Below are 10,885 nucleotides of genomic sequence, written 5' to 3' on the forward strand. Positions count from 1 at the left end.
CTACGTGGAGAGCAAGTGCCAAAGCCAAAGCACCCCTCCCCAGCCCTCCCCTTCGCTGTGCGAAAGGGAGGGAGTCGATCACTGCACCTTGGTAATCACCGCACACGCAAGGCGCGCACCGGCATTACCGGTCGGCTGGGTCTTGTAGTCATCCGCGTCGGCGTGGACGATCAGGCCGCGGCCGACGATGTCGAAACCATCACCAACACCTACGTTGACGTTGCTCGCCACCGGGCCGTCGATATGCGCGTTGCCCTGCGCATCGGACTTGATGTTGGGCATGTCGCCGCCGTGGTGCATCGCGGCGCTGATGCTGCCGTGCTCGCTATGCCCGGGGTTGAAGTGGCCACCGGCACTGGTGCCGTCCGGTGCGCTGCAATCACCCTTCTCGTGGATATGGAAGCCGTGTTCGCTGTCCGGCTTCAAGCCGGTGATATCGCCGCTGGCGCGCAGCTGGCCATCGACCAGGCTGAAGTTGATGGTGCCGGCGACCGTGCTGTCCTTGGTCGGCTGCAGCTGTGCGGTGGCGATTGGTTTTGCCATTTCCGGCGGTGCGGTCGGGTCGGCAACCGGCGTGGTTGCCATCGCCGCAACGACATCGGCCGGTGCGGCATCGGGCTCTGCACCCTTGTTGCAGGCGGTCAGGGCCAAGGCGCTGGCGAGGAACAAGCTGGTATGGATCAGGCGCATCTGGGTAACTCCCTTGCTGGTCTGGATCGAAACAGGATTGGCGTGCCCAATGGGCATACTCAGCGCACCACGCGGATGACCGCGCAGGCGACACGCGCGCCGGCATTGCCGGCCGGTTGGCTGCGGTAATCGTCGGCCGACGCATGTACCACCAGGGCGCGTCCAGCGACGTCGTTTGCAGCACCACCGCCGAGGGTAACGCCACGGAGATGAACATCCACGTGAACCACGCCTTTGGCATCGGCCTGCAGGTTGTCCATGTCGCCGGCATGGTGCGCGCCGACGGCAGCGCGGCCGTGCTGCTGCATGGCGGGATTGAAGTGGCCGCCGGCACTGCTGGCATCCACCGCGCTGCAGTCGCCCTTTTCATGCACATGGAAGGCGGCCTGCTGACCACGCGGCAGGCCACCGATCACGCCGGTGATATGCACGCCGCCGGCTTCCGGCACCAGCGCGAGGCGACCGCTGACCAGACTGGCCGAGGCAGGTGCCAGATTGGCCTCGGCCATCTTGGCGGTGCTGACCGTGGCCATCGGCGGCGGTGGCGGTGCGGACTTGGTGCCCGGGCTGGTGCCGCAGGCGCTGAGCAACGCGGTTGCGGCCAGGGCGGTAAGAGGAAGCAGGATGCGCATCGATATCTCCTTGCAACAGAACGAACAGGCCGGTGCCGCGCTCAACTACCGCGACGACGCCCGGGCCCAAGTTTGCGGGTAACGGTGTTACGGCCGAGTCCGAGCCGGGTCGCGGCATCGGCACGGTGGCCATCGGTGAAGTCCAGTGCCACTTCCAGCAGCACGTTGTCCAAACGCTCGCGGGCCTCGGCATGCAGACCATTGGCGCCCTCGGCCAGCCGCTGCCGGGCCCATGCCGCCAATGCCCGATCCCAGTGCTCCGGAGCCACCGCGGTGGTGCCGGCTGCAGCGCGGCCGCCTCGGTTCAATGCGGCCTGCACGTCGTCAGCAGATACGGTGTCAGCCACTGCCAATGCCGCCAGACGCCAGCAGACGTTTTCCAGCTCGCGGACGTTGCCCGGCCAGTTGTGCTCGCGCAGTGCCTTTACCGCTGCTACGGACAGCCGCTTGGGCGGCATGTCGAGCCGGCGTGCGGCGTTGAGCAGGAAGTTCTCGGCCAGTTGCGGCACATCGCCCAGACGCTCGCGCAGCGGCGGCAGCAGCAAGCGCACCATGTCCAGCCGGTGCAGCAGATCGGCACGGAAGCGGCCTTGTTCGACCAGTGTCTCCAGATCCTGATGGGTGGCCGCGACCACACGCACATCGACACGGATCAGCTCGCGGCCGCCAACGCGGAAGAACTCGCCTTCGGCCAGCACGCGCAGCAACCGGGTCTGCAAGGCCAGCGGCATGTCGCCGATTTCATCGAGAAACAAAGTGCCGCCATCGGCCTGTTCGAAGCGGCCGATATGGCGCTTGGTCGCGCCGGTGAAGGCGCCGGCTTCGTGACCAAACAATTCACTTTCCAGCAGCTCGGCTGGGATCGCCGCGGTGTTGAGCGCGACGAACGGACCTTTGGCGCGCGGTGACTCGCGGTGCAGTGCGGTCGCCACCAATTCCTTGCCGGTGCCGGTTTCGCCGTTGATCAACACCGACAACGGCGCCTGTGCGAGGCGGCCGATGGCACGGAACAGCGCGCGCATGGCGGGCGTATCGCCGATCAGCTGTGGCGGGCCTTCTTCTTTCTTGGCGGGCGCCGGCACGACAACCGGTGTGGGCAGCTCCTCGGTTTCTGGCAGCGCGCGCCGGGCCAGCTCCACTGCATCGTCCAGATCGAATGGCTTGGACAGGAATTCATGCGCGCCGCCACGGAAAGCACCGGCCGTGCTCGCCACATCGGTATAGGCCGACATCACGATTACCGGCAGTTGCGGATGCGCGGTCTTGAGCTTGTCCAGCAACACCAGCCCGTCATCGCCGGGCATGCGCACGTCGGTGAACAGCAGATCCGGCACCGGCTGCTGTGCCATCGCGGTCAAGGCGGCGGCAGCGCTGTCGAAACCCTGCACCGTGTAGCCGGCGTCGCGCAGCGCAGTGGTCAATACGAAACGCACCGAGCGGTCATCATCGACGACCCAAACGGTCGCAGCCTGTGTGGACTCATGCATCGCTCACCTCCGGCGCTTCCTCGGCGGTGGGCAACGGCAACAGCACGGTGAACACAGTGTGGCCTGGGCGCGAGCGGTAGCTCAGCGTGCCACGGTGTTCGCGCGCGACCTGTTGGGCCAAGGCCAGGCCCAGCCCGGTGCCTTCGGCGCGGCCGCTGACCAGCGGCAGGAACAGGTGCTCGGCCAGTTCTTCCGGAACGCCGCGGCCGTCGTCGGCCACTTCCAGCCGCAGGGCAAGCGCGTAGGGCTGTTCGGCGATGCGCAGGCCATGCTCGACACGGGTGCGCAGGGTGACGCTGGTAGCACCAGCTTGGATGGCGTTGCGGACCAGATTCAACAGCGCCTGGGTGAGGCGGTCGCCATCGCCGGGGAACTCCGGAATGCTGGGGTCGTAGTCGCGCAGTAGTCGTACCGACCAACCGGCTTCGTTCTCGACCAGGCGCAGCACGCGTTCCAGCGCGGCGTGGATGTTCAGCGGCGCATGCGGGCGCTGCGGTGCCGGCGACAGCAGTTGTTCCAACAAGGTATTGAGGCGCTCGATCTCGGCGCCGATCAGTTCGATCAGCTCACGTTCGTCGGCATCACGGCCGGTCGCACGCCGCGCCAGCAGCTGGGCGGCGCCTTTCAGGCCAGCCAGCGGGTTGCGCAGCTCGTGGGCCAGGCCCTTCAAGGCCGCGCTGAATGCACCGGGCAGCACCTGCGCCGGGTCGGTGCCTTGAAACTCATCCACTGGATGGGCTTCCAGCAGCCAGCCGCCCTGCTCCACCGCGCTCAGCCAGCCGTCGGCGAAGCGCGGGGTTTCACCCGGCAGGGCAAGGGTCAGCCGCGGCAGGCGGGTCAGGTCGGTGGCCGGATTGGCCAGGCGCTGCGCCAGAACCTCGCCCTGCGCTTCCAGCGAAACCAGCGGCTGGCCAAGCAGGCGCCGCACGCTCACCCCCAGCCAGCGGCAGAACGCGGGGTTTGCGCCTTGGATGCGCCCGTCCACGCCGCTCCAGACCAGTGGTGTGGCCAGCAATTCCGGCGAGGGCGAGAAATCAGCGTCGGTCATTGCACCAATATAGTGCAAAGCGAGCGCATCACTGCTTCTGCTGCAGCAGGGAATGCAGGATGCGAGCGTCTTCGGCGTCCAGCGTAGCCGGCAGGCTATCGCTGCCACGGAAGCGGCGGTGGAAGGCTCGTGCGGCCGCCGCGCGGTCATCCAGCGCGTAGCCGAAGGCCTGCATCGCCATCCAGCTGTCGAAGCCGGCCGGGGCCGGGCCGTGCCTGGGGTCCGGCCACAAGCCGAAGCCGGCGTCGGCCAACTGCTGCCACGGGAAGTAACGGCTGGGATCGGCCTTGCGGGTCGGGGCCAGGTCAGCGTGGCCGATGATCTGGCTGCGCGGGATGTTATAGCGCTTGCAGAGGTCGTCCAGCAGGCGCAGCAGGCTGGCGATCTGCGGCTGGGTGAAGGGGCTGTCGCCGTTGTTGTCGATCTCGATGCCGATCGAGGTCGAGTTGAGATCGGTGAAGCCACCCCAGCGGCCACCACCGGCATGCCAGGCGCGTTCGCCATCGGCCACAAGCTGATAGAGCTCACCATCGCTGCCGACCAGGTAGTGCGAGCTGACCTTGCCACCGCTGTTGGCGCTGCGCAGCGTGTCCAGGCTTTCCTGCACCGAATCCTGCTCGGTGTGGTGCAGCACGATCAGCACCGGCTGGCGGTCGTTGTAGTTCGGCGACGGCACCCAGTGCGCGAGCGGATTGCGCTCCGGTGTGGACGTACAGGCGGTCAGCGTGGCCAACAGGGCGAGCGGCAGCAGCAGTCTGGTCTTCATGTAGGCCATTGCACGTTGCTGCGCTCGGCTTTGCAAGTGCGGTCTGGCATGCGGCGGAAGCGTTGCCGACAGATGCGACGGAATTGGATGCATGCATTGGAGGGCCTGCTCAGGGAGTTGGGGAGTCCGGCGTGATGCCGGCGCGGAACATGCACTGCATGTTCAAAACTCTTTCCGCTGGGGATGGCTGCCCGTTGTGTCTAGGCTATGCAGACTTGTTGTTCGGCGATCTGTTGGAGATGCAATGCGTGATTCACTGAAACAGAAAATCGTTGCGGTCTGCGATGCCAAGATCGCGGCGAAGGGGCCGACGGTTGGGCTGTCGTTCTATGCGTTTTTTGCCAATCGGAACGATGATCCTGAACTGCTGATGGAAGCGGCTATCTGGTGGATCTTGATCCATCGTTTGGATCATTTTGAGAAGGCTGGGAAGGTGAAGGCGTTGGTGTTGGCGGAAGGCCTGTAGTGCCGAACCATGCTCGGCAGGGGCCTTACCGGGAATGCCTCAAAGCTGCCCTCACCCCAACCCCTCTCCCGCAAGCGGGAGAGGGGCTTTGATCTTCTGCGGGAGAGGGGCTAAAGCGACTAGGCCTCGTACGCCGATTCGCCGTGGGTGGTTACGTCCAGACCAGTGCGTTCGGCTTCTTCGCTGACGCGCAGGCCGACCAGGGCACGAACCACCAGCAGGATCACAGCGGTGACCACGGCCGACCACAACACGGTGAAGCCAACGCTGACCATCTGCACCCACACCTGGTGACCGATATCCAGATCAACCTTGGTGCCGCCCAGCGACTGCGCACTGAACACGCCGGTGAGAATGGCGCCGACAATGCCGCCAACACCATGCACACCGAACACGTCAGCGGTGTCGTCCGCCTTCAAAAGACGTTTCAGACCAGTCACGCCCCAGACGCAGACAATGCCGGTGACGAAACCAATGACGATGGCACCCATCGGACCGACGGTGCCGCAGGCCGGCGTTACACCAACCAGACCAGCCACCGCGCCCGAGGCTGCACCAAGCGCAGACGGATGGCCCTTGGTGATGGCTTCCACCAGCGTCCAACCCAACACTGCCGCTGCAGTTGCCAACACGGTGTTGATGAAAGCCAGCGAAGCGACGGTGTCGGCGGCGGCAGCGGAGCCGGCATTGAAGCCGAACCAGCCCACCCACAACAGCATTGCGCCAATCCAGGTCAGCGGCAGGTTGTGCGGCTTCAATGCGGTGTGGCCATAGCCCAAACGCTTGCCGACAAACCAAGCCGCCACCAGACCAGCAACACCGGCGTTGATATGCACCACGGTGCCACCGGCAAAATCGATCGCACCCAACTTGCCGAGGAAGCCACCGCCCCAGACGATGTGCGCCATCGGGATGTAGCTCAGGGTGAACCACAGTGCAGAGAACAGCAGCACCGCACGGAACTTGATGCGCTCGGCGAACGCACCAACGATGAGCGCGGTGGTGATGCCAGCGAAGGTCGACTGGAAGGCGACGAACAGGAAGTCCGGCAGGCCGGCGATCGGCGTATTGCCCACCGAGTCCGGAGTGAAGCCCTTGAGGAAGGCGAACTGGGTGAACGAACCAAAGAATTCGTTGCCTGCACTGAATACCGCGCTGTAGCCGTAGGCCACCCACAGGATCAGGATCAGCGAGAACACCACCAGCACCTGGCTGAGCACCGACAGCACGTTCTTCGCGCGCACCAAGCCGCCGTAGAACAGCGCAAGGCCGGGCACCACCATCATCAGCACCAGCAAAGTAGCGGTGAGCATCCACGCCACGTCACCCTTGTCGAAGCTGGGTGCGGCAGCGGCTTCTGCAGCAGCAGGTGCCGCTGCGGCCGCCACCGATTGTGCAGCCACTTCAGTCGCGGCAGTGGGCTGTGCCGGTGTTTCCTGGGCCCACGCACTGCTCGAAAACATGCCCAGCACCACGGCGGTGAGCATGAATGACAGGCACAGGCCTCCGAGCCGGGCTTTCAACCCGGTGAAAAATTCCGTTCGCATTGTCGACTCCGGTTGTGGGGGTGGAACCTGCCAGCGACCCGTTGTCACCTGGCGGTCGCTGCCGCCGGAGGACGGGGCGGTAGCGGGTTCTTAAAGCGCGTCGGCGCCTGTTTCGCCGGTGCGGATACGCACCACTTGTTCAAGCGCGGTAACGAAGATCTTGCCGTCACCGATCTTGCCGGTGCCAGCAGCGCCCTGCAGGGCTTCGATCACCGCATCGACGCTGTCGTCGGTGACGGCGGTTTCAATGCGGATCTTGGGGAGGAAATCGACGACGTATTCGGCACCACGGTACAGCTCGGTGTGGCCTTTCTGCCGCCCGAAGCCCTTGACCTCGGTGACGGTGATGCCGGAAACGCCTGCGGCGCCCAAGGCTTCACGCACTTCGTCGAGCTTGAATGGACGGATGATCGCGGAGATTAATTTCATGCGCATGTCCCGATGTGGAGGAGACCGGCCTGCGGCTGCGGGCCGGCATCGTGTCTTCCACCGGCCATTGTCTGGCCGCTGGCTGTTGCGCCGAACGCATCATGGGCCTGGCTGTTGCCGCCGGCATTGCTACCGGCCGCTACAACCACGCGGGAGGGAGGAGTGGCCCATGCCGCGCGCTCGGATTCTCTTGCCCGGAGCAGGCGTGTTGCTGGCTGTTGCATCACCTTTGTGCTCCCCAGCAACAAAGGCGGCGGCGATGACGCAGATGGGAGGGGGAGGGTCCACGCCACCGCCGCCTAACAACAGCTAGTAACTACACCTGGTGTTGCCGGCGACCAGCGCTATGCGATGGCCGCCGTTACATCAGCTGGTGAACTCAGCTTGCGTAGTACAGCTGGTATTCGAGCGGGTGGGTCGCTGCGCGGAACGCGGTGACTTCCTTCATCTTCAACGCGATGTAAGCGTCGATGAAGTCGTCGCTCATCACGCCGCCGGCCTTCAGGAACTCGCGGTCCTTGTCCAACGCTTCCAGTGCCTGGTCCAGCGAGGAACAGACCTGCGGGATCAGCTTCTCTTCTTCCGGCGGCAGGTCGTACAGATCCTTGTCGCTCGGTGCGCCCGGGTCGATCTGGTTCTTGATGCCGTCCAGGCCGGCCATCATCAGCGCGGTGAAGGTCAGGTAGCCGGACTGGATCGGATCCGGGAAACGCATTTCGATGCGGCGTGCCTTCGGGTTGGACACCCACGGAATGCGGCACGAAGCCGAACGGTTACGGGCCGAATAGGCCAGCATCACCGGTGCTTCGAAGCCCGGGACCAGGCGCTTGTAGCTGTTGGTGCCGGAGTTGGCGAAGGCATTGATCGCACGGGCGTGCTTGAAGATGCCGCCGATGTACCACAGCGCCATCTGGCTCAGGCCGCCGTAGCCGTCACCGGAGAACAGGTTGTTGCCACCCTTGGCCAGCGACTGGTGCACGTGCATGCCGCTGCCGTTGTCGCCGACCAGCGGCTTGGGCATGAAGGTGACGGTCTTGCCGTTGCGATGCGCGACGTTCTTGATGACGTGCTTCATGCGCTGCAGTTCGTCAGCCTTGGTCACCAAGGTATTGAACTTGGCGCCGATCTCGCACTGGCCGGCATTGGCCACTTCGTGGTGGTGCACTTCGACTTCGATGCCGACCTTTTCCAGCACCTTGCACATCTCGGCGCGGATATCGTGCAGCGAGTCGGTCGGCGGCACCGGGAAGTAACCACCCTTCACGGTCGGACGGTAGCCGGTGTTGGTGCCGTCGTAGCTCTTGCCGGTGTTCCAGGCGCCTTCTTCAGAATTGATCTTGTAGAAGGTGTTGCCCATGTCGTTGGCGAACTGCACCGAATCGAAGATGAAGAATTCCGGTTCCGGGCCGAAGAACGCCAGGTCAGCGATGCCCGAGGACTTCAAGTACGACTCGGCGCGCTTGGCGATGCCGCGCGGGCAGCGGCCGTAACCCTGCATGGTGGCCGGGTCGAGCACGTCGCAGATCAGCACCAGGGTCGGGTCGGCGTAGAACGGGTCAACGTAGGCGCTGTCAGCGTCCGGCAGCAGCACCATGTCCGACTCGGCGATGCCCTTCCAGCCGGCGATCGAGCTGCCATCGAACATCTTGCCTTCTTCAAACAGGGTCGGCTCGATGATCGAAACCGGGAAGGTCACGTGCTGCTCGATGCCACGCATGTCGACGAAACGCAGGTCGATGAACTCGATCTGGTTGTCCTTGATCAGCTTCTCAACGTTTTCCAGCGACATCGGGTGCAACCTCGGATGGATGATGTGCCTGTATCAAAGCAAATGACGTGCCAACTTTCAAAGCGCCGTAACGCATTGTTTTTATTGATTGCAAGCAATTAGTGCCAGCGGTTATAAGCACCAATCTGGTGCTGTTTTCATGCAACGCACCATACAGGTGCGTAACACTTAATGCTCTATGCTGTGCCCGCCTTTTCCCACTCAAGCACTCATGTCCGACCTGCTCTCCGCCCTGCTCTTGGGCATTCTCGAAGGCCTCACCGAATTCCTCCCGATTTCCAGTACCGGCCATCTGCTGATCGCACAGCATTGGCTGGGCGCGCGCTCGGACTTCTTCAACATCGTCATCCAGGCCGGTGCCATCCTGGCCGTGGTATTGGCGTTCCGGCAGCGGCTGTGGTCGCTGGCCACAGGCTTGAACCAGCGCGACAACCGTGACTACGTGATGAAGCTGGGCGTGGCCTTTCTGGTCACCGCCGTGGTTGGTCTGCCGGTACGCCTGGCCGGCTGGGAATTGCCGGATGCCGTCACTCCGGTGGCTTGGGCGCTGGTTATCGGTGGCGCCTGGATGCTGGTTGCCGAGCGCTTTGCCGGACGCCTGCCCGACAGCGACACGGTGACCTGGAAGGTTGCCGTCGCGGTTGGCCTGGCGCAGGTGGTGGCTGGCGTCTTCCCGGGCACCTCGCGTTCGGCCGCTGCCATCTTCCTGGCCATGTTGCTTGGCTTGACCCGCCGCTCCGCGGCCGCCGAATTCGTTTTCCTGGTCGGCGTCCCGACCATGTTCGCGGCCAGCGGCTATGCCCTGCTTGAGATGTTCAAGAAAGGCCAGCTGGGCAACGAAAACTGGACCGACGTAGGCGTAGCCTTCGTGGCAGCGGCGATCACCGGCTTCATCGTGGTGAAGTGGCTGCTGAGCTACATCAAACGCCGTCCCTTCACCGGCTTCGCGCTATACCGCATTGCATTGGGCTTCGGCCTGCTGTTGTTTTTGCCTGCTGGTAACTGAACGTGCAGTAGCAAGTGCAACCCCGCCATCCGGCCATGGCCGTTTGACGTCCTGACTTTTCCAACGCACCACAAGGAGTTCACCATGAAGCGCATTCTTCTGTTGGCACTGCCCATCGCCCTCATGACCGCCTGCAGCAACCCGCCGGCCACCACCAAGAGCGAAACCGCAGCCACCCCCGACACCAGCACCGCCGCTCCTGCCGCGAACCTCGACACCACCCAGCTGGCGGCAAACCACTGGCTGCTGGACAACGCCGTGGACGCCAGCGGCAAGCGCATCGACGGTCTGTTCGTACTGGCCGACAAGCCGCTGACCCTAGACTTCAAGGACAACCGCCTGTCGGTCAGCAATGCCTGCAACAACATCGGCGGCGGTTACACGCTGGAAGCCGGTGCATTGACCGTCGGCAACCTGATGTCCACCAACAAGGCCTGCCAGGGCCCGCTGATGGCGGTTGACGGCCTGATCAGCGAGCGCCTGCAGGGCAAGTTGACCGTGCGGGCACTGGACGCGTCGGCAATGACACTGGTCACCGCCAAGGGCGACGTGCTCAGCTTCCGCGCCGAGCCGACCGCCGAAACCCGCTACGGCGGCCCGGGCGAGATCGTGTTCATGGAAGTGGAGCCGCAGACCAAGCCATGCCCGCACCCGCTGATGAAGGACGCTACCTGCCTGCAGGTGCGTGAAGTGAAGTACAACGAGCAGGGCCTGGAACAGGGCAAGCGCGGTGAGTTCACCAACTTCTACGGCAACATCGAAGGTTACAAGCATGAGCAGGGCGTGCGTAACGTGCTGCGTCTGAAGCGTTACCAGATCAAGAACCCGCCGGCCGATGCGCCGTCGCAGGCCTACGTGCTGGACATGGTGGTGATGTCGGAAATGGCCAAGTAAGCCCATAGGGCTTACGCAAACAGAAAGGGGGGGGGGGGGGGGCCGGTGGGTTTTTTAGGGTTTTTTTTTGGGGGGGGGGGGGGGGGGCGCCGGGGCCCGGGGAGGGCGGAGGAGGGAGGGGGGGGGGGGGG

The 10,885-nt window shown here is 64.2% G+C and carries 11 protein-coding genes; 3 read left to right on the forward strand and 8 right to left on the reverse strand.

All coding sequences use genetic code 11. The features are described 5' to 3' along the window. Nucleotides 1-78: 78 nt before the first annotated feature. From ACVOMB_RS10775 to ACVOMB_RS10795, 5 genes are read right to left on the reverse strand one after another with little or no spacing between them, the layout of a single operon-like run. Nucleotides 79-690, reverse strand: a complete 612-nt coding sequence (locus tag ACVOMB_RS10775) for a superoxide dismutase family protein (protein ID WP_481531179.1) — start codon at nt 688-690, stop codon at nt 79-81. A 59-nt stretch (nt 691-749) separates the two neighbouring features. Then, nucleotides 750-1,322 carry a superoxide dismutase family protein gene (locus tag ACVOMB_RS10780; RefSeq protein WP_481531170.1) on the reverse strand — a complete coding sequence of 191 codons (573 nt, stop codon included), beginning with the start codon at nt 1,320-1,322 and terminating at the stop codon, nt 750-752. A gap of 41 nt (nt 1,323-1,363) precedes the next feature. Next, nucleotides 1,364-2,809 carry a nitrogen regulation protein NR(I) gene (ntrC, locus tag ACVOMB_RS10785; RefSeq protein WP_481531171.1) on the reverse strand — a complete coding sequence of 482 codons (1,446 nt, stop codon included), beginning with the start codon at nt 2,807-2,809 and terminating at the stop codon, nt 1,364-1,366. Further along, on the reverse strand, nt 2,802-3,857 hold the full coding sequence (locus ACVOMB_RS10790) for a two-component system sensor histidine kinase NtrB (protein WP_481531172.1): 1,056 nt from the start codon (nt 3,855-3,857) through the stop codon (nt 2,802-2,804). The genes ntrC and ACVOMB_RS10790 overlap by 8 nt, the downstream gene beginning before the upstream one ends. 28 nt (nt 3,858-3,885) lie before the next feature. After that, the gene (locus tag ACVOMB_RS10795) at nt 3,886-4,623 is read right to left on the reverse strand and encodes an N-acetylmuramoyl-L-alanine amidase (protein ID WP_481531173.1); all 738 of its coding nucleotides are present in this window, start codon (nt 4,621-4,623) and stop codon (nt 3,886-3,888) included. A 244-nt stretch (nt 4,624-4,867) separates the two neighbouring features. On the opposite strand from ACVOMB_RS10795, the gene ACVOMB_RS10800 reads away from it, so the two are divergent. Beyond that, on the forward strand, nt 4,868-5,089 hold the full coding sequence (locus tag ACVOMB_RS10800) for a DUF6500 family protein (protein ID WP_481531174.1): 222 nt from the start codon (nt 4,868-4,870) through the stop codon (nt 5,087-5,089). 119 nt (nt 5,090-5,208) lie between these two features. Here ACVOMB_RS10800 and ACVOMB_RS10805 read toward each other — a convergent pair whose 3' ends face one another. The 3 genes from ACVOMB_RS10805 to glnA form a co-directional block, all read right to left on the reverse strand. Then, nucleotides 5,209-6,636: an ammonium transporter gene (locus tag ACVOMB_RS10805; RefSeq protein ID WP_481531175.1), complete on the reverse strand. Its 1,428-nt coding sequence runs from the start codon at nt 6,634-6,636 to the stop codon at nt 5,209-5,211. A 90-nt stretch (nt 6,637-6,726) separates the two neighbouring features. Then, a complete protein-coding gene (locus ACVOMB_RS10810) occupies nt 6,727-7,065 on the reverse strand; it encodes a P-II family nitrogen regulator (protein WP_481531176.1) in 339 nt (112 codons plus the stop codon). Nucleotides 7,066-7,444: 379 nt separating this feature from the next. Continuing rightward, a complete protein-coding gene (gene glnA / locus ACVOMB_RS10815; RefSeq protein WP_481508675.1) occupies nt 7,445-8,854 on the reverse strand; it encodes a type I glutamate--ammonia ligase in 1,410 nt (469 codons plus the stop codon). A gap of 211 nt (nt 8,855-9,065) precedes the next feature. Here glnA and ACVOMB_RS10820 point away from each other — a divergent pair, with 211 nt between their 5' ends. Together ACVOMB_RS10820 and ACVOMB_RS10825 are read left to right on the forward strand one after the other, a co-directional pair. After that, nucleotides 9,066-9,860 (forward strand): undecaprenyl-diphosphate phosphatase, encoded by a 795-nt coding sequence (locus ACVOMB_RS10820; protein WP_481531177.1) that lies wholly within the window; start codon nt 9,066-9,068, stop codon nt 9,858-9,860. 84 nt (nt 9,861-9,944) lie between these two features. Further along, nucleotides 9,945-10,754, forward strand: coding sequence for a DUF4377 domain-containing protein (locus tag ACVOMB_RS10825; protein ID WP_481531178.1), 810 nt, complete (start codon nt 9,945-9,947; stop codon nt 10,752-10,754). The last annotated feature ends 131 nt before the right edge of the window (nt 10,755-10,885 follow it).

This window comes from Stenotrophomonas sp. STEN018 (assembly GCF_056760235.1).